We start from the raw sequence: 18,875 nt of genomic DNA, 5'->3' as shown, positions 1-18,875 counted from the left end.
TCCTATTCAGCAAAGGATATAAAACAGAAGACTAAAGGTACTATCTTTCTGTAGAACTTAAGTTTTATGCAGAAAAATAAAAAAACTCCTACGAGAAGTAGGAGTCAAACTGCTATTGAGCGTGATAATTGGAGAAATAGCGAGTAATGGCAACCGCGTAATCGCCCCGTGTCACCGTCTTAGTAGGCTCAAACTTAGCGACAACTGTTGGACTTAAGTCATAAGGCCCTTGGACAGTTGAAAAATAGGCATTCATTATATTTAAATCAAGTGCTAATTGGACGTATCCTCTTAGTTCATTCGGGATCGAACTCGCATCCGTAATTGGGATTCGGCTACCCTCGTATTGAACGGTTACTGGCTCATTATTCTTACTTATCGCTTCCTTTTCTAATCCTAGTGCCTGAACGAGAGAATAAGCTAAACTCGCTCGAGTGACAGAATCATTAGGCGCAAACTTACCAGCTAATTTTGGCTGCATGACACCCTTGAAGACCTGTGATTGATCCTTTAAGGCAGCCCCTTTTGCTAATACCGCCTCAATGAATGCCATATCCTGATCTTTCACATCTATTACTGATGCATAAGGGGGTAATGACTGCCTTACTCCAACACCCATGACCAAGAACTGGGCTAATTCACCGCGCTTTAATGCTTGATTCGGCTCGTAATTCTTTGTACTCTTGCTATCTACTAACCTTTCACTTACAGCAAGCTTGATCGCGGATTCTGCTGGATGACCAGATATATCATTCAGTCCACTAAATCCACTAAACTCTTTTAAGGCTATTTCACCTGCAATCGTTTCGGGAAGAGATAATACGCCTTGTAACCCTTCAATGGATACAGTCCATGTTCCTGGGATGGGATTAATGACTTGAACGGTACGGTCCGTATATAACGGAAATAAAGCATAAATTCCAGAAGTGTATCTTGTTCCATCTGGTGCAGTTAATATCAGGTTAATCGGATTTCCGGTTTGTTCTAACAATCCCTTCGCATGGATTCGCGCCGTTAGCTCCGTCTGACCAGCGGACACATCAAAAGTATGCTTGTTTGTGTTTAAAGAAATTGGATTATATTCAATCGTAAAATCTTGTTTTTTTTCTATTACATTAGCATTCGCATGAAACGTACGAGCGTTATTTAACGTCGTTCCAAAATTTTTATTTGTAAAAGCTGCATCAATCGCTGCATAGGCATTCACATAACCAGATCCTGTTTCCCAGGATTCATACCCTGGTATATTTGTAACCGTGTTCTTGAGGATTTCTTTTACCTCCATTGGAGAAAGTTCAGGGTTTGCCTCTAGCAATAATGCGACAATCCCTGCCACATGAGGCGCAGCCATCGAGGTTCCACTCATCGTCGTATAAAACGGTAAAAAGGCAGGAGGTATATTAGAGACATCATCCGTGATTCCGAGAGAAGCAACTGGTGATATCACTCTTGTGGAAACAATATCTTGACCAGGAGCAGTAATCGTTGGTTCATCGACCCATTTCCACTCTTCCCCGTCAACCATCACCGTTCCACCCTTTCCTTTTACTCCACGTGAGGAGAACTCGGATAGCTGCCCTTGCTTTGTACCGGCTGCCACCGTAATTACCCAGGGTGCTTTTTTATAGTTGCCGGAAATGGTGGAGTCCCCCGGCCCTGAGTTACCTGCAGAGAAAACCGTTACAATTCCTCTATCATATAATTTTTTCGTAGCTACATTGATAGGGTTATACGGATCAAAATCTGTTCCCGAATCACTTGTATCTCCCCACGAATTGGTTATGACACGAATATTGTATTCCGATTGATGGGTCAGGGCGTAGTCAAATCCGCCAATCGTGTCTAACATTGCTACGGCGGCACCAGATCCATACCCTATTAAGCTGGCACCAGGAGCTACTCCTTCGTATTCTCCCCCTGACATCTCACCTGTCGCACCAACAATTCCCGCTACATGCGTTCCGTGTCCAGAGCTCGTGTCTGTATTTGGAACATTTTCCACATATGTAATGGGTAGAAGATCACTTACAGCATGCAGATTCGTCGCTCCAACCACATTTTGTACGACATGGGTACCTAGTTCAAGATCCTTATGAGTAGCGTCTATTCCACTATCATTAATGACCACTCCGATCCCTTTTCCGGTTATCGGTAAACCACCATTGTTCTTTTGAAATTGACCATCTGTTCGGAGCTTATCCACTCCGGTTAGTTCCGTTGCTTCTTTATTTTCGAATTGAAGTTTTTTATTGGCATAAATGGAGTATACTCTCTCATTTGCTGATAGTTTTTCTATTTGAGTCTTTGAAGCCAATATCCCTGCCATAGGTAATTCCTGTAATACTCTTCCTTTTGTAATACCCAGTGATTGTAAGATTCCCAGTATAGACTGTTGAGTATCGGCTTCCCCTTTAAAGGTGACAATCACTTCCTGTAAATCATCGGATTGACTCAACAATTGTGTGAGCGTTTCATCCACCACTGCTGTAGTAGTAGCAGCCCGTCCTGTACTTGGTGCGCTCATAAATGTTACAAACGCAAGTAACATCGCAAGGAATATAGCCAGCCTCTTCATCATATCTCTCCTTATTCTTAATTTTCACTCTTTTAATGATATTATGACGTGTTAGGAGCTTCGGGCCTATTCATCTTTGGCTATATTTTTTTCCACAAAAGTACTATTTGAACGTACTCCAAAAGTAGTATTATGGCAAAGGAACCAATTGATTTTGGACAGCATAGATAACCACTTGGGACCGGCTTTTGACTTCAAGCTTCTTAAAGATTTTACTAACATGGATTTTCACGGTCTTATCACTAATAAAAAGAGCCTCACCGATTTCTTTATTATTCATTCCTTGAACAAGACAAAGCAACACTTCCTTTTCTCTTTCTGTTAAAAGTTCCTTTGCTTCGCTTAGCGGTTGTTGTGGCTTTTGAAAGTTTAAAAACTTTTTTGTCATCGCTGGATGAATCACAGACTGCCCCTTCGTAACGGAGTAAATGGCATCAACGACATGCTGTGACGGGGCATCTTTTAGCAAATATCCATCGGCTCCTTCTCTAATAGCTGACATGAAGTATTCATCGTGATCGTACATCGTCAAGATTAAAATCTTCATCATTGGAAAATCACGTTTAATCATCTTGGTCACTTCAATCCCATTTATATCAGGAATATTAATATCCATTAATATCACATCAGGCAACAGGCTAGCAGCCTTCTGTACGGCCTCACTGCCAGAAATCGCTTCTCCAACTACCTCAATTCCCTGTTCCATCCCCAAGATATTCTTTAATCCATCCCTTAGTACCGCATGATCATCGACTAGCATAAGCTTGATCATTTACCCTTCCCCCTTCAATTCCCATTTTCGGTACGGTTAACGTAATCTCTGTTCCATTCCCTTCTTTGCTATCAATCTGAAGGGAGGCATGGATTTTCTCTGCTGCTTCGTTCATATGCAAAATGCCAAAATGGGGTTGATTTCTCGCTTTAATCATAGCTTGGAATAAGGAGAAACCAGCCCCATCATCCTTAACCTTTAATAGCATATGTTCCTTTTGATAACTTAAGAGTATATCAATCCTACTCGCATGAGCGTGTTTAATCGCATTCTGCATGCTTTCCTGGAAGGTATCAAAAATAATTTTCTCTACCATCGAACTTAAAGGATATTCTCCTCCCCTAGTCTCCAAATGTATGTCTAATGAATGCTCTAGTGAAAGGGATTGAATTCTCGATGTAATGGCTGCTATCAACCCAACCCGTTCTGTTGGATAGGGCCTTAGAGCATAAATCGATTCTCGAACCTCTTTTAGACTTATTCGCAGCTTTTCTTTACTATCTTGAATGAGGTGAAGGGATTCATCCGGCATCTTATAAAATTTTCTTTCCGCTGTTTCGAGTTTCATAACCGCACCTGCAAGAGATTGGGCCACTCCGTCATGAATTTCCCGAGCAATTCGATTACGTTCTTCTAAAATCACTGCTTTTTCCTGTTCCGCGATTAGAAGCTTCGTCTTAATGATGACAGCGAGCTGATTCGCAATCGTGGCAGCAGACTGCAAATCCTCTTCTGAAAAGCTCTTCGTCCGACTGCGTCCAAATATGAATAGCCCCACAACCTCTTCATCCATGACCAATGGCGCATACAAAAACGTTCGACACTCTTCATCAAATAACAAGGCTGCGGGACCGCCATCCTTTTTTCTATCGTGATAAATGGTTAATTTACTAATTTGAGTTAGAGCACTTTGAACAGACTCTATATTATGAACATTATTCGTCAGTATACCAGTGGCAAATTTCAGTGAAAATGTTTCATTCTCTTTAATAAATAGGGTTGATGCGTCCACTTCAATAAAATTAGGCAATTGAGTTTTTAACACCTCCACCCACTCCTCCGTAGGGATCTTTTTATTCAGTTCCGTTGATATGCTAAATAGAGCCTTCAATCGGAACTTCTCCTTTCTTAAACGAGTGATAATCGAAAAAAGCAAGGCAACTGCCACCAAGGGAGAGAAGAAAAAAAAGAAAGCAACTGCATCAATCTCGCCTCTGTTTTGATTCCCCAAAATATAGAACAAACTCAGATAAATAAAGGAAACAAAATAACTATTCCATTCTTGAAAGGACTTCTGTCTCCAAATTTTATATGTATAAGGCTGTGGTCTAATCGTTAAAATAAAGTCTACTATTGTATTGTTGATTAGATAGAAGGGTGTCATTATTAAGGTGATAGAGATCATCCCTTGGAAGATCGGAGAAAAATCGTTGACAGGTAAATAAGAAAAGAAGGTCTTTCCAAAATAATAAGCCAAAAGCAAGCTAATGATCAGCTGTGCAGGATTAAAGAAGACGATTCGTAACGGTCTTCTTTTTATTAGATTGATCGTAAAAAGAATTACCGCATACGTAACAATCGCATACCCTAACCCCTCCATTACAAAAATGGCATACACTAATGGAAAACTAATGGATGTAAACCCCCTCCAAATTGGCATCGGATAAAATTCTACGATAAAAAGAAAAAAAGCTAAAAGTCCAAAAATAAATGGGTCATGTAGGGGATCTAGGCTCATGATTCCAAATTGTAAAAATACCATTCCACCCACTAATGAAACCACCATAATCGCCACACGTGAAGCCTTTTCACTTTGCTGCAATTTCTTGAGAATGGTCATCGCATGCACCTCCTGTTGGAATATTTTCAAATATTCAGTCAATGGTAATTTGAGTATATGAAAAAAACCCAGACCAGTCCAATGGTAAGCACTGACCGATACTGGGACAAACCGAACCCGGTTTGTTTCTGTTATTTTCTCAAACTCTTACTTCCTTGCCTATTCGGCAAAAGGATTATCTCCTCTACTACTTTGGTACTACTAAATAGATTTTCGCTATTTATTTTTCCCTTTGCCATTTCCTTTGCCTTTTCCTTGTTGCTGTTTTTTCCCTTTTTGTTTTGAATCCTTAATTGCTTTATTTTGATGGCTAACTGGATTTTCTGGTCCTTTATTAATAATGGTTTGGGCTGGAGTTTCTGCTGATGGAACCCCTGTTATAAACCATTCATTGTTCTCACTGTACACACTTGCAGGTTGTAAAAACTGACTGTTGTCTGTGTTGAAGGTTCTCATCATTTCTCTAAACATGACATGGGCGATTTTAGTGGTATCACCAGCCATGAATATATTCGGTTCATTTTTCACATATCCAGTCCAGACAGCCATGGTGTATTGCGGTGTATAACCAACAAACCAGCTATCATTTGTCGCATTTTCAGGGTAATTGAGTTTCGCTCGTGTCTCCGCATTAAAATTTGTTGTCCCCGTTTTTCCAGACATATCTAATTCAGGGATATTTGCCATCGTACCCGTACCCGAATCGACCACAGTACGAAGCATATCCGTTACCATAAAAGCAGTATAATCTTGCATCACTTGCTTTGGTTCATTTGTAAAAGCAACTTCCTTCCCATCCGGGTAAACGACTTTTTTTACAAAATGAGGTTGATTAAAAACGCCATTGTTCCCAAAGGCACTGTAAGCCCCAGCCATAGATAAAGGATTCACCGCATTGGCTCCAATGGAATAAGATTCATATACCGTACCGTTATGGAAAGAAATACCCAGTTGTTCCGAAAAGTCTTTTGCCTTCTCTATCCCAACTTCTCTCATGGTAAGTAAGGCTGGAATATTATAAGAATATTGAAGTGCCTTTCGAATGCTAACCATTCCATGGTACTGTTTATCCCAGTTTAGCAGGGGTTGACCTGTTTCGTATGATGTGCCTTGGTCATTGATTAAATGCCCTGTAGACCATTTTAAATGTTCAATGGCAGGACCGTAGTCAAAGATTGGTTTAAATGTAGAACCTGGTTGGCGTTGCATTTCTATTGCCATATTCGTCCCTAGAAGCTTTGCTTTAAAATGGTTCCTCCCACTTCCAATTGCCCTCACTTCACCTGTTTTCGTATCTAAGAAGGCAAAAGCACCTTGAAACTCATCATCTGGATATCGAACGATCTCATTTGTGTTTAACATCGTTTCCGCATATTCCTGAGCTTTAGGATCCAATGTCGTATATATCGCTAACCCATCCGTACTGATGTCAACATCCTTTAGCTTCTTCTTTACCTCTTTAAACGTTGCATCCAAAAATGCTTCATAAGGCATATTGGGTTGTTGATCTCTTGGAATGACCCCCTCTGTCACAGGGACTTTTGCTGCCTCTTCCATCTGTTGCTCTGTAATATAACCTTCTCTTACCATCGACCTTAGAACGATATTGCGCCGCTCGGCCGCTGCATCCACATTCTCAGGAATCGTCGGATCATAATTATTCGGACTCTGAGGTAATCCAGCCAATAAGGCTGCTTGTGAAAGAGTTAAGTTTTTTAAATCTTTTTCCCCAATCCCGAAGTAGTTTTGGGCTGCAGCTGCTACACCATACGAGCGGTTACCAAGAAATATTTTATTTAAATACATCATCAATATGTCTTGCTTAGAATACTCTTGTTCCAATTGATACGCCAAATTCCATTCTTGTACTTTTCTCTTTATCGTTTTTTCTGGATTCAAGAATGAATTTTTGATCACTTGCTGTGTAATGGTGCTTCCACCTTGTGACCCAAAGTCTCCTGTTACGTTCACCCAAATGGCTTTCGTCGTTCTCTTCAGGTCAATTCCATGGTGTTCGTAGAATCGGGAATCTTCCGTCGCTATAAATGCTTGTTCCAACACCTTTGGTATTTGCTCATAGGATATCTTCGTTCTCTTTTCTAACCCATATTCATATATAAAGTTTCCATTTATATCATAGAATTTTGTTGAAAGCGGGTCTACTAGTTTGGCAGGGTCTAATTCTGGCGCATCCTTGACCATAGAAGCAAAAGCTACTGCTCCTGCTCCGAATACCAAGAACACTGTGACACTACAAATTAATAGCAATATTTTGAAGTGTTTCCCTTTTTTTATTCTACTTCTCTGCTGATGTTTTCTTTCTTTTTCTGCTTGCTTTCGTTCGTGACGATATCTATATCTTTCTTCAGCCATTCAAATTCTCTCCCACATACTCATTAAATAGATCGAACGTTTCTTTCAGATACTTTTATATAGCGCACTAAAGAAGTTTGAATTAAAGTATCTCCTTGCTCGCCATGTAAGATAAAGGAACCATAGCGACTAATCTTTTCCAATACTTCATGTAATATTTCAACCTTATGCATATCTAGGTTTGTAATGATTTTTTCTCGTTTAATATCATTATCATAGATATAACAAATGTTAAATTCCTTCAAAATAAATTCTCCTTTGCTACACAAATACTTAAAGCCCGTTTATAAAAATTCGAAAGGAATTATTGGTTTATGAGGGTCTAATGTCTTTTTCCCTTACACATAAGAAAAACGAGTATAAATTTATACTCGTTTTTCAATCTTATTATTTAAGAAACTGAGGCAGATGCTCCTTATGCGCTTCTAGCATTTCATCCAAAATTTCTTTTGCTATCGTATCCGACGGTGTCAAAGGATTGATGCACATAGCAAGTAACGCGGTCGCATAATCTCCCGTAACCGCTGCTTCCGCTGCAATCCGCTCAAACGACTTAATCTGTTGAACCAATCCACGAACAGCCACCGGAAGATCCCCCATCGTGATCGGCCTCGGACCGTCCTTTGTAATGATACAGCTTACCTCCACGGCCGAGTCGTACGGAATGCTAGCGATCGCACCGGCATTCATCGTGTTAACTGGCTGGATGTCGCCTTTGTCATTATAAATAGAAGTAATCAGTCGAACGGCAGCATCAGAATAATACGCGCCTCCCCGTTTTTCGAGCTGTGGTGGTTTGATGTTTAGGTTTTCATCCTTGTATAACTCGAACAAGTCTTTTTCGAGCCGTTGAACGACCTCGGCGCGCGTGCCTTCTTTTTCGGCACTTTCAAGCGTTTTATCGACCATTGTTTTTGTTTTGTAATAATACATATGATACGGACATGGCAGGGCATTTAGTGCTTTCAAAAACTGTGGCTCCCACCCGTATCCTGGGATGTTTTTCACAAAGCTTGTGTTATTCGGATCCGTTAACAGACTGAATACCTTTTCCTTCACACTTTCCCCGTCCACAAACACATCGAGGCCATACACCATATGATTGAGCCCCGCAAAATCAATACGGATACGAGAGTGTTCCACCCCCAACAGCTTTGCAATCCCCATTTCCATGCCAATTGGTACATTACAGAGCCCGACGACTTTTTTAATAGTAGAATAACGAAGAACAGCTTCTGTCACCATTCCAGCAGGGTTTGTAAAATTGATCAACCAAGCGGTCGGACAAAGTTCTTCCATGTCCCGGCAAATGTCTAAAATCACAGGAATCGTCCGTAATCCTTTAAACAAGCCTCCCGGACCATTTGTTTCCTGCCCAAGTACGCCGTATTTCAACGGAATTCGCTCATCCTTCGCGCGAGCTTCTAGCAATCCCACCCGAAACTGAGTTGTCACAAAGTCTGCATCCTGTAACGCTTCTCGGCGATCTAATGTTAAATGGACATCAATCGGTAGTCCCGCTTTTTTCACCATTCGTTTCGCTAGGTTTCCGACGATTTCAAGCTTTTCTTTTCCAGCCTCAATATCGACTAACCATAGCTCACTGACTGGGAACTCGTCGTATCGTTTAATAAACCCCTCTACTAATTCCGGAGTATAGCTAGATCCTCCGCCAATCGTGGCTACCTTCAGTTTTTTTGTCATCCTTCATCCCCCTGTGAAGATCCAAGTGATTCATACAAATCCACAAATTCGGCTGCCAGATCCTTTACAACGATCGCGTTCATTAAATGATCTTGTGCGTGGACCATTAATAGCGAGACCGTAGATGGACCTTCTCGGATTTCCGATTGAATGAGACTGGTTTGTATTTTATGAGCTTCATGTAACTCATCGGCTGCTTCCTGAAGCTTAGCCCGTGCTCTTTCGAAGTCTCCTGCCTTTGCCGCAATAATCGCCTCCATCGAAGAGCTTCGGCCGTTTCCCCCGTGTAAAATGATTTGAAACACAATTTGTTCTTGTTCCATGTTTCTCCCCCTCTTACTTGATCACGTCTTTGTATGTAACAAGCTCGATGTGGTTTTCTTCCATCACCTGTTTGACTTCTGGATGGATTAAAATCGATAACTCCCGTGCACGCTCAACATTGTACGAACTGCCCGTTAACACCTCTTCGTCAATATACGCTGGATGACACATAATTTCTGCAGTTTCATAGGAAGTGGACTTCACTACTAAATCTATGAGAGAAGTGGGAGTTAATGTGTTTCCATAAAATTCATAGAAGAACGTTTGAGTGGTTTGTAGAAGCTGATTGCTAGAATGATGGTTATCCACTGACACTTTACGAATAGGTAGTTTGTAGTTTCTGGCCAATTTTTCCACAATCGGATACACCATTTCTTTTCCATGGACATGATGATGCCCGTCCAAATGCGTTGGAGATAAACCATACTTGAAAAATTGCTCCACTTGAGCATTAAGTTCTTTTTCGATATCGGTAAGTTTTGCTTTTTTCAGCATTTCCTCCATTTTGTAAAAACGACCCGTTTCATCAACGAGTGACGGTACATTTGGATGGATCGGTTTCCCACAGTCTAAAACAAGATGAATGCCAACTCCCAACCCTGGATGGGCAAGCGCTAGAGCTGCGGCATGCGCAGCTCCAGGCATATTGACCATCATGGTGGTTGAGGAGACGACTCCGTGTTTGTATGCTTCAAGAATTCCGAGGTTGACTCCTTTCGAGTACCCGAAATCATCAGCATTGATTACTAACTTGGTCATAGGCTCCTCCTAAAATGCTGCTTTATTTCCCTTGTTCCTCCGCATACTTCTGGCGATCCCACATTCTAAAGAATGGATAGTAAATCGCGAAGGTGACGCAGAAGTTAAAGAGTTGTAAAAGGGCTCCAGAGATTTTCCCTCCTGTTGCTAAATAGCCTCCGATAATTGGTGGCATCGTCCATGGCACCGCAATACCAGCTGGTTTCGCTACAAGACCGGTGCTCATTGCGATATAAGTGGTAATCACAATTGAAAGTGGTGCTAAAATGAACGGAACAATCATTAGCGGGTTCATGACGATTGGCATCCCAAACGTGATCGGTTCGTTAATATTGAAAAGTCCCGGTCCGAACGCTAGCCGCCCGAGCTGCTTCATTTGCTGACTTCGTGCCCTTAGTAGCATCATGACTACTAACGCGAACGTCGCTCCAGATCCTCCGATATAGACAAACAAGTCAAAGAACTGAGCCGTGAAAATATTCGGTAACTCTTCCGCACCCTCTTGGAAAGCAAGACGGTTTGCATCCGTTGACGCTAACCAAATCGGACCCATAACGCCACCAACGATAGATGCACCATGTAATCCACATGACCATAAGAGTTGCACAAGGAAAACAGCTACTAAACTACCAATCAAGCTTCCACCGAGCACGCCGAGTGGCTTCCCAAGAATCTCTCCGACGATATTGTGCAAGCTCCCGAAGTCGGTATTTTCTACTACTATACGTAAAATCCAAACAACGAAAATAACAATTGCACCTGGAATTAACGCAACAAATGATTTACTAACTGCAGGTGGAACCCCATCAGGCAGTCTAAAAACAATATTCTTCTGGATAATGTATCGATAAATTTCAGTAGACAGCATCGCGATTAACATCGCAACGAATAACCCTTTACTTCCCATCAAAGCAGCAGGAATCGCACCGCCAACCATGACCGCTTCTGAGGCACCTTCTGCTAAAAAGGACACTTCAAATGGAGTCGCGAGTAAGAACGCGGAAACGGAAATTGCCCCTGCCGACAATGGCTCCACATTGTACTTTTCCGCTAACCGGTAAGCGATCCCGAATCCGGCGATGAGCGCCATGATATCAAAGGTCGCACCCACAGGATAGAGCAGCTTTGTTAACCAAGCATCCCCAAACGTATTGGCCATGAACTCCTCATAACCAGGTATCGGTAAAAATCCGAGTATTAAGAAAATCGAACCTACGATAATAAGAGGCATTGTTAAAATAAGTCCATCACGCAACGCTTGTAAATGACGCTGGCCGGCAATGCGTCCAGCCACTGGCATTACCTTGTTTTCTAACACATCCGTAAATTTGCTCATTCCAATCACTCCTTATTTGGTGACTAACTGTTTTGCAAATTTCAACACTTCGGCGCCATTACATGTTCCATAGTGCACGGTATTAATCATGTCCACCGGAATCCCTTTTTCCTGGCCAAGTTTTTTCAGTTGAGGCAGCATGTAGCGAACCTGCGGACCCACAAGCAGCACGTCTGCGTTGTCGACGTGATTTCGAACCACGTCCGCGGATACCGCCCAAATTTTCGCCTCTAACCCCTGTTCCTCCGCGGACTTCTCCATTTTCGTCACTAGTAGACTCGTAGACATTCCCGCGGCACAACATAATAAAATCCTCACTTTGTCCCCTCCCTTTCGGTTTAATTCTAGCTGGTTGATTCTCGGTGTATTTCATTTTATGTTGAAACCGTTTTCATATTCTTCTTTTCCCAACTAAAAGTGAAAAAAATGGTTCTAAATTTGGGAGGTGGTTATTTTGATGAGACTCTGGTTTGGAGGGGGGGAATTAGGATACAATTACCATTGAACAATCACCAATTATTATATTAATATATCAATACAAGCTGCATTGTTCGTATTCTTAAGTAAGTTTTAACCTTTAAGCTGTAATAGGGAGTTTAACATTGAAACAGGAATGACAAGTCTCCATTTATATGATTGGGAGGACAGGCAGGAATGTTTCTGAGGACACCCACTTTGAGGAGTGGTGGTTTAAAACTTTCTTACACAACGTACGGCAAAGGCGGCTCTACATAAAAAAACCAGCCCAAACCAGCGCCATACATACCAACCAAATTCCAATAGGTATACACAAACTTTTCAACGCTTCTTTCCACGGGTAATGATGCTGTCGTCTTCTTAAAGCCCGATCGGTTATAAAAAATAAGACGGCAGCTAAAAGACTAAACCACTTCAAAATGAGACCAAAGAGAATATGTAAAATGGCTGAAACGACCCATTCGGTCATTTTATCCTGTTTTGAAATAGACTCACCGATACTGTCACTAATCATCGATGTACTTACCCCATAAACTAAAATAACGGGAAAGCTATACATCATATAAAAAGGAATGCTCGTTATAGTGGAAACCAAATACGATTGGCTATTACCTTCACCGAGAGAATTAAAAACGAAACCAAAAATTATAGCAAAAATTGACCCCGATATGGATGCAGCAACGATTTTTCTAGATAAAATCCCTTTCACGCTCCCTCTTTTTATTTTTACCTCTATCGTAACATAAATTTCCATATTATAATTTGATTACAACAGCAAGAAAGTAACGTGAAATATGTTAATGTTTTTTCTAATCACTCTATATATAATAGAATAAATGGTTGCATTTGTCGGAGGAAGTCTCATGGAAATCACTCAACACTTCTTTTTTAATCTTTCCTTAATCATCATTATCCTGTTCTTTGCCCTTGTATGGTCGGCCAAGATGAGAAATTTTTCAATTTCGAAACGGTTTTCAATATTTTGGGGCATCGTTCTCCTTTGGTCATGCTTTCAGTTCTCATACCATCCCGTACCACATATATCAATGGATTTACGAGAACTTCCCGTATTGATTGGTGGACTTTACTTAGGTATTGGCCCCCTCCTTTCTATCATGGTTATTTTTATTAGAGGATTATATGGAATCGATACGGGATTCTATGCAAATATCGTCCTTTATTTACCGTTAGCCTTTTTCTTTTGGAAAATTTACCCTTGGTTTTGGAATCAACGTCCATCACGTCGGGTAGTCATTTCCATCTTACTTGGTATTGTACTTAGTATCATAACTGTTTCTTCTTTGGTATTTATGGATTTAAATGTTAATCGTTTGGATGCATACATAGCGTATTTAGTTGTTCCTAATTTAGGAATCGCCATGATTTCCATAACGAGTGAGTTTGTTATAAAGAATTTCCATTTACAAAATCAATTAATTAAATCAGGTAAGCTAGAAGTCGTGGAACAAATGGGTGCTGCCATATCCCATGAGATACGAAATCCCCTTACCTCAGCTAAAGGGTTTGTTCAATTGCTTTTAGAAGGCCCTCAAACATCACAAAAACATACAGACTATCTGAAGATCATTTCACATGAATTGATTTTAGCGGAACAGGTCATCAAAGATTACCTAACCTTTTCAAAACCAGCTTTAGAACAAGTGGAACCCATTGATGTTAGTAAGGAACTCACTCTTATTGTAAAAATGCTACAACCCACTGCGAATCAAAATTCAGTTGAAGTCATTACCCAAATTGAAAAAGAAGGATATATTTTCGGAGATCGCCTAAAGTTTCACCAATGCTTTTTGAATGTGATAAAAAACGGAATTGAATCCATGCCTAGCGGTGGTCAGTTACTCATACGTACTGATAAAAGCAAAAAAAATGTAATCATATCAGTTATTGACCACGGAATCGGAATGACAAAGGAGCAATTGGATCGACTGGGAGAGCCTTATTATTCCACCAAAGGGTCAAAGGGTACTGGTCTAGGGATGATGGTGGTATACAGTATTGTGAAAGCCATGAATGGGATGATTCGTGTGCAAAGCGAAGTCGGTATCGGGACAACCTTTCGTTTTATCTTTCCTTCTATCGCCGATTTAGGTGGATTCTTTCGGAGTAATACATCCACTGAAATAGAACACTCAGAAGGGATCTAATCACCATGAACAAACAAGAAAGCAGCTATAGATGGGTCGTGTTTGGTACCGTCTTGTTTGCCTATTTTTTAATCGTCAGTCAACGAACCGCACCGGGGCTCATTACCGACCAATTGATGACTGATTTTCAAGTTTCCGCTTCTCTCATAGGGCTAATTACAGGTATTCAATTTTTGGCGTATGCAGGACTGCAAATACCGGTCGGATTGTTGTCTGATCGATTTGGCCCAAATCATTTTCTTATTTTTGGAACCCTTCTTAATGGAATCGGAAGCGTGATTTACAGTGTTGCCCCGAATGAGTATGTGTTATTACTCTCACGAATATTAGTGGGTATGGGAGACGCCACGATTTTTGTTAACTTTGTTTTAATTATGAATCAGTGGTTCAAAGTTCAAGAATTTATCAGTTTATTAGGTGTAGTTTCGATGACAGCCAGTCTTGGATCTCTTTCGTCAACGGTTCCCTTTTCTGCGTGGATTTCTTTTTCCGGTTGGAGAACACCCTTTCTTACCATCGGGCTCATCTTAATAGCATCATCCGTCCTTCTCTATACTGTTCTAGTTTTAAAACCTAAAAAACTATTTAAAGAAAATCCAACATCAAAAAAACGTTCCAACAAAAAGCGTGAAAGTGTTTGGGTGATTCTAAAGCGAGTGTTTTCCACTCAGCAAGGTTGGGCCACGTTCCTCTGCCACTTTGGAATCGTCGGTACCTATATTGGTTTTATCGGTTCATGGGGTGTTCCTTATGGTATTCAAGTTTTTGACTTGTCACGAGCTGAGGCCAGCCAACTGATAATGTATTGCCTATTCGGCTCCATTATTGGTGGACCGTTAATCAGTTGGATCACAAGTAGATTAGATTCGATCAAAAGAGTTTACACCCTCATTCATATAACCGTCTTTTTTAGTTGGGGAGGACTGTTTTTTGCTGGAGTGAATCCTTCCTTTTTCATGGTTGTCGCTTTGCTATTTATCATTGGATTTGGAAATGGTGCGAGTTCATTAACGTTTGCTGTCGTACGAAAGTCATTTCCAATAGAAGAAGTTGGCGTGGTATCAGGATTTGCCAATACAGGCGGATTTCTAAGTGCCGTTTTATTACCAAGTATTTTTGGAAAAGTACTAGATGTATTCCCTCAACAAGCGATACAAATTGGGTATCATTATGGTTTTTTAATTCCCGTGCTTTTTTCATTTATGGGATTAGTCGGAGTTATGTTAATTCAGGAACCTAAAAAGGAAGAAAAGACGATTCTAAGCGTCACGTAAAAGGCGGGATTTCCCCCGCCTTTTTGTTATCTTTTAAATCCACCTTCTGAATGAATGATCTGTCCCGTGATCCAGTCCGCTTCATCACTGACAAGAAACTTAATTGTTTTTGCCACATCACTAGGCATCCCTACTCGCCCAAAAGGAAACATGGGCGTTAATTGCTCTTTCAATTCCTTTGTCATCCATCCTGTATCCGTTGGACCTGGGTTCACGGCATTCACCGTGATACCTAAAGGAGCCACTTCAGCAGACAGTGTAATCGTTAGCGCATCAATGGCCCCCTTTGTGGTAGCATACGCTAATTCACCTGGCATTGGTCCTTTAAATTGACCGGAAGTAAGATTGATGATTCTTCCACCTGATTTTTTTTGAAACCTTTTAGCAAATGTGGTGCTAACTAATGTCGTTGCCCGAATATTTACAAGGTAATGCTTATCTAAATCTTCAATCGTTACATTTGAATAATCATTATTCGTAGAGTAGGCGGCATTATTAATTAAAATATCAGGCTCACCTAACTCTTCGCAAACCTGATTGAGTAGCAGTGTAGGAGCATCATCTAGCGTTAAATCTAACTCCATACACCCCATCTTCCCCCCTTTTTTCAGCAGTTCTTCTTTTAATCTAGCTGGCTCATCACTCTGAACACTCCAAGGCATCGTTTGATCATATTCGGTCCAATATGTAAAAAACAGATGATAGCCTGCCTCCGCTAACTCCTGACAAATAGCCGCGCCAATTCCTTTCAGCCGACTAACCCCTGTAACAATAGCGATTTTTTCTTTTAATGGGTACATTAATATTCCTCCAACAGCCATTCTTCCATCTTTCTACATTTTCTCATTTTACAAAATGAAACGAAAGAAGGAAAGATGTCAATTTCCATCTTTCCTTCCCGTTCTTATAATTTAAATTTGGCTAATTCTAGTTGAAGATCGGTTGCAATTTGAGCTAAAGCTTCACTAGATGCCGTCATTTCTTGCACCATAGCAGCTTGTTCTTCCGTTGCTGCTGATACATTTTGAGCTTTTTCATCATTGGTTACAGCCAATTCGTTCACCGCATCTACTACATCTTTCATTTGATCCACTTCTTTAAGGATATGAACGATCGAGCGATACACCTCTTCCATATGCTGGGTCATATTTCCAATCGCATCATAAATTTGATTGAATGATTGTCCTGTTTGTTCGACCACATGAATTCCTGACTGAGTTGACTCTGTACTAGATTTCATAACAGTTACAGAAGTACTAATCTCATTCTGAATTTCGTGAATTAGTTCCTTAATATCTCCAGAAGCTTTTCCTGATTGCTCAGCTAGTTTTCTTACTTCATCTGCTACAACAGCAAAGCCCTTTCCATGCTCCCCTGCTCTAGCGGCTTCAATCGCTGCATTTAATGCAAGCAAGTTGGTTTGTTCGGCGATCGAATTGATTAGGCCAACAATCTCTTCAATTTTTCTGGATTTGTTATCCAATTGGTCAATGGATTGAGCTGTTTGTTGAACCGTTGAATGGATTTCATTCATTTGTTCAATGGCCTTTTTCACATCGTCCGTTCCATCTTGGGCAAGAATCGTCGTTTGAGCAGAAGAGTTTTTCAAATTTTCTATATTGGACGTAATTTGCTCCATGCGATGATAAATAGCACTCGTACTAGTTTTCATTTGACTCGTGTAATTGTTTTGCTCATTATTATTTGCAGCCACATCTTGAATAGAGCCGGCCACTTCCGCTACAGAAGAACTTGTTTGTTCGGCACTCGCCGATAATTCTTCTGCACTTGCCGCTACTTGTTCAGAAGAGGAACGAATGGTATAAAACATTTGGTTTAATTGATTTAATGCTTGATTGTAATGCTCACCCATTTGTCCCAGTTCATCATTTGATTTAATTTCGATCGGATTGGTTAAATCACCCTCGGCAAGGAATCCGATCTTTTCAACAAACTGCTTCATTTTTTTTGACATGCTCGAACTAAATACCATAATTAAAGTGATGGACACTAGTAAAAAGAAGGCAGTAATACCAACGGATTTTACTAGTAGAGAAGTAACCCCATCATATAGTTCTCTCTCAGGCGCTACCGCTACCAGTTTCCATCCTGTTTCAGGAAAAGTAGAGTAAAAAGCTTCCCATTCCTGATTGTTCGTTGTAAAAACCATGTTTCCATTTTCTTGACCAAGGATCTCTTCACCTAATTGTTTTAGCTCAGAATCATCCATGATGTTATCTGTCATTGCTTTTTCTTTATGAGCAATAAATTCTCCCGATAAGCCTAAAAGGAACAGATGGCCTGATTGTTCAAACGTTTGAGTAACAATCAAGTCTTGTATCGTTGTTAAATCATAATCTGCTGTAATATTTCCAATAAACTTCCCATCAACAAAAATCGGAACAGAAGCGGTGATTAATGTCATATTTAATCCCTCATCATAGTAAGGTGGTGACCATGCGATCTTCCCTTCCCCTACTTCCTTCCCCTGAATATACCAATCTAGCTCCGGGTAGTTATAATCAGCAGTTTCATACTCCTCTGTGTAAGAAATCGCCTCTCCATCTCTATACACATATGGTCCAAAAAATTCAGTATCTTGGTTATATTGGAATGGTTCCAACCAGATACCTAGACCAAACGTATTGGCATTTAATTTAATGGTTTCTTCTAAGGCCTTTTTATAATCTTCTTTGACTAGAGCGTTCCCTTTTACCTTGTACAACGTGGCAATGGATTCAGCAAGCCTTGTATGGGCTGTAAAACCATGCTCCATTTCCTCTAAAACGGTTGCCATTTGGTTACTTACACTAGAATCTGTAAGCACAGTAATTTCACTTTTCGAGCTAAAAAAGCTTAAAGTCGTGATTGCAATGGTTGAAATAAGAATAATAGGTAAAAACAAACTAATCATTTTCATTTTAATACTACTTTTTCTCTTTATCATAAACCTACCTCCAGGAAATCAATGCTTGTTGTGTGATTGTATATATAGATTTCAGATAATAACTAGTTCCCTCTTAACTTATATCGGCCAAATCCTACACAACTTAATTTCCAATTGTTGCAGGTGTGTGGCTTGATAATAATAAAGCTCAACTAACATATCTCCTTTCCCAATGAATACTATTAAAAAGTGAAACCTAGTTTTGGTAGTGTCAAAAGTTTTATGAAAACTACCTAAAGGGTTAGTTCCGTTCCCATTTATTGAGTGGAAATCCGCCGCAATCGCTCTTGACAAACACGCCAATGGTTTGAGGATTGTTTAACAAGGGC

Annotated in this window: 15 protein-coding genes and 1 other RNA gene; 3 read left to right on the top strand and 13 right to left on the bottom strand. The window is 40.5% G+C overall.

Annotated elements, in window-relative coordinates; genetic code table 11:
• Nucleotides 1–112 precede the first annotated feature (112 nt).
• The 10 genes from ACVBAX_RS14990 to ACVBAX_RS14945 form a co-directional block, all read right to left on the bottom strand.
• Nucleotides 113–2,578: a S8 family serine peptidase gene (locus tag ACVBAX_RS14990; protein WP_447117714.1), complete on the bottom strand. Its 2,466-nt coding sequence runs from the start codon at nucleotides 2,576–2,578 to the stop codon at nucleotides 113–115.
• Between the two features lie 127 nt (nucleotides 2,579–2,705).
• Nucleotides 2,706–3,347 (bottom strand): response regulator, encoded by a 642-nt coding sequence (locus ACVBAX_RS14985; RefSeq protein ID WP_447117713.1) that lies wholly within the window; start codon nucleotides 3,345–3,347, stop codon nucleotides 2,706–2,708.
• Nucleotides 3,322–5,187 (bottom strand): GAF domain-containing sensor histidine kinase, encoded by a 1,866-nt coding sequence (locus tag ACVBAX_RS14980; protein WP_447117712.1) that lies wholly within the window; start codon nucleotides 5,185–5,187, stop codon nucleotides 3,322–3,324. Before ACVBAX_RS14980 ends, ACVBAX_RS14985 begins: the two co-directional genes overlap by 26 nt.
• Nucleotides 5,188–5,403: 216 nt before the next feature.
• A complete protein-coding gene (locus tag ACVBAX_RS14975) occupies nucleotides 5,404–7,560 on the bottom strand; it encodes a transglycosylase domain-containing protein (protein ID WP_447117711.1) in 2,157 nt (718 codons plus the stop codon).
• A 23-nt stretch (nucleotides 7,561–7,583) separates the two neighbouring features.
• Entirely contained in the window at nucleotides 7,584–7,805 is a 222-nt protein-coding gene (locus ACVBAX_RS14970) for a hypothetical protein (RefSeq protein ID WP_447117710.1), read from the bottom strand.
• A gap of 142 nt (nucleotides 7,806–7,947) precedes the next feature.
• Nucleotides 7,948–9,264, bottom strand: a complete 1,317-nt coding sequence (locus ACVBAX_RS14965) for a 6-phospho-beta-glucosidase (RefSeq protein ID WP_447117709.1) — start codon at nucleotides 9,262–9,264, stop codon at nucleotides 7,948–7,950.
• Nucleotides 9,261–9,587, bottom strand: coding sequence for a PTS lactose/cellobiose transporter subunit IIA (locus ACVBAX_RS14960; protein ID WP_447117708.1), 327 nt, complete (start codon nucleotides 9,585–9,587; stop codon nucleotides 9,261–9,263). Before ACVBAX_RS14960 ends, ACVBAX_RS14965 begins: the two co-directional genes overlap by 4 nt.
• 13 nt (nucleotides 9,588–9,600) lie before the next feature.
• Nucleotides 9,601–10,347: a chitin disaccharide deacetylase gene (chbG, locus tag ACVBAX_RS14955; protein ID WP_447117707.1), complete on the bottom strand. Its 747-nt coding sequence runs from the start codon at nucleotides 10,345–10,347 to the stop codon at nucleotides 9,601–9,603.
• A gap of 22 nt (nucleotides 10,348–10,369) precedes the next feature.
• On the bottom strand, nucleotides 10,370–11,683 hold the full coding sequence (gene celB, locus ACVBAX_RS14950; RefSeq protein ID WP_447117705.1) for a PTS cellobiose transporter subunit IIC: 1,314 nt from the start codon (nucleotides 11,681–11,683) through the stop codon (nucleotides 10,370–10,372).
• A gap of 12 nt (nucleotides 11,684–11,695) precedes the next feature.
• The gene (locus ACVBAX_RS14945) at nucleotides 11,696–12,001 is read right to left on the bottom strand and encodes a PTS sugar transporter subunit IIB (protein ID WP_251518333.1); all 306 of its coding nucleotides are present in this window, start codon (nucleotides 11,999–12,001) and stop codon (nucleotides 11,696–11,698) included.
• 218 nt (nucleotides 12,002–12,219) lie between these two features.
• Between ACVBAX_RS14945 and ssrS the strand changes: the two genes are divergently transcribed.
• A non-coding RNA gene (ssrS, locus tag ACVBAX_RS14940) (6S RNA) lies at nucleotides 12,220–12,415 on the top strand.
• Here the strand turns inward: ssrS and ACVBAX_RS14935 are convergent.
• Complete coding sequence (locus tag ACVBAX_RS14935; RefSeq protein WP_447117704.1) at nucleotides 12,411–12,869, bottom strand: hypothetical protein; 459 nt, start codon at nucleotides 12,867–12,869, stop codon at nucleotides 12,411–12,413. The two genes, ssrS and ACVBAX_RS14935, sit on opposite strands and share 5 nt — an antisense overlap.
• Nucleotides 12,870–13,023: 154 nt before the next feature.
• Between ACVBAX_RS14935 and ACVBAX_RS14930 the strand changes: the two genes are divergently transcribed.
• Nucleotides 13,024–14,325 carry an ATP-binding protein gene (locus ACVBAX_RS14930; RefSeq protein ID WP_447117703.1) on the top strand — a complete coding sequence of 434 codons (1,302 nt, stop codon included), beginning with the start codon at nucleotides 13,024–13,026 and terminating at the stop codon, nucleotides 14,323–14,325.
• A 5-nt stretch (nucleotides 14,326–14,330) separates the two neighbouring features.
• Nucleotides 14,331–15,599, top strand: a complete 1,269-nt coding sequence (locus ACVBAX_RS14925) for an MFS transporter (protein ID WP_447117702.1) — start codon at nucleotides 14,331–14,333, stop codon at nucleotides 15,597–15,599.
• A gap of 26 nt (nucleotides 15,600–15,625) precedes the next feature.
• Here the strand turns inward: ACVBAX_RS14925 and ACVBAX_RS14920 are convergent, their stop codons facing one another.
• Both ACVBAX_RS14920 and ACVBAX_RS14915 read right to left on the bottom strand, forming a co-directional pair.
• Nucleotides 15,626–16,399: an SDR family oxidoreductase gene (locus ACVBAX_RS14920; RefSeq protein ID WP_447117701.1), complete on the bottom strand. Its 774-nt coding sequence runs from the start codon at nucleotides 16,397–16,399 to the stop codon at nucleotides 15,626–15,628.
• A gap of 104 nt (nucleotides 16,400–16,503) precedes the next feature.
• Complete coding sequence (locus tag ACVBAX_RS14915; protein WP_447117700.1) at nucleotides 16,504–18,546, bottom strand: methyl-accepting chemotaxis protein; 2,043 nt, start codon at nucleotides 18,544–18,546, stop codon at nucleotides 16,504–16,506.
• Nucleotides 18,547–18,875: the final 329 nt, after the last annotated feature.

This window comes from Robertmurraya sp. GLU-23 (assembly GCF_052983275.1).
Note: the sequence above shows the minus strand (reverse complement) of the source record. Positions and strands in the feature narration are given on the sequence as shown.

What these genes read in the sequence shown, in the direction of transcription:
- celB (WP_447117705.1), bottom strand. Translation starts at nt 11,683, where the DNA reads ATGAGCAAATTTACGGATGTGTTAGAAAACAAGGTAATGCCAGTGGCT.
- ACVBAX_RS14915 (WP_447117700.1), bottom strand. Translation starts at nt 18,546, where the DNA reads ATGATAAAGAGAAAAAGTAGTATTAAAATGAAAATGATTAGTTTGTTT.
- chbG (WP_447117707.1), bottom strand. Translation starts at nt 10,347, where the DNA reads ATGACCAAGTTAGTAATCAATGCTGATGATTTCGGGTACTCGAAAGGA.
- ACVBAX_RS14925 (WP_447117702.1), top strand. Translation starts at nt 14,331, where the DNA reads ATGAACAAACAAGAAAGCAGCTATAGATGGGTCGTGTTTGGTACCGTC.
- ACVBAX_RS14975 (WP_447117711.1), bottom strand. Translation starts at nt 7,560, where the DNA reads ATGGCTGAAGAAAGATATAGATATCGTCACGAACGAAAGCAAGCAGAA.
- ACVBAX_RS14960 (WP_447117708.1), bottom strand. Translation starts at nt 9,587, where the DNA reads ATGGAACAAGAACAAATTGTGTTTCAAATCATTTTACACGGGGGAAAC.
- ACVBAX_RS14980 (WP_447117712.1), bottom strand. Translation starts at nt 5,187, where the DNA reads ATGACCATTCTCAAGAAATTGCAGCAAAGTGAAAAGGCTTCACGTGTG.
- ACVBAX_RS14965 (WP_447117709.1), bottom strand. Translation starts at nt 9,264, where the DNA reads ATGACAAAAAAACTGAAGGTAGCCACGATTGGCGGAGGATCTAGCTAT.
- ACVBAX_RS14920 (WP_447117701.1), bottom strand. Translation starts at nt 16,399, where the DNA reads ATGTACCCATTAAAAGAAAAAATCGCTATTGTTACAGGGGTTAGTCGG.
- ACVBAX_RS14930 (WP_447117703.1), top strand. Translation starts at nt 13,024, where the DNA reads ATGGAAATCACTCAACACTTCTTTTTTAATCTTTCCTTAATCATCATT.
- ACVBAX_RS14990 (WP_447117714.1), bottom strand. Translation starts at nt 2,578, where the DNA reads ATGATGAAGAGGCTGGCTATATTCCTTGCGATGTTACTTGCGTTTGTA.
- ACVBAX_RS14985 (WP_447117713.1), bottom strand. Translation starts at nt 3,347, where the DNA reads ATGATCAAGCTTATGCTAGTCGATGATCATGCGGTACTAAGGGATGGA.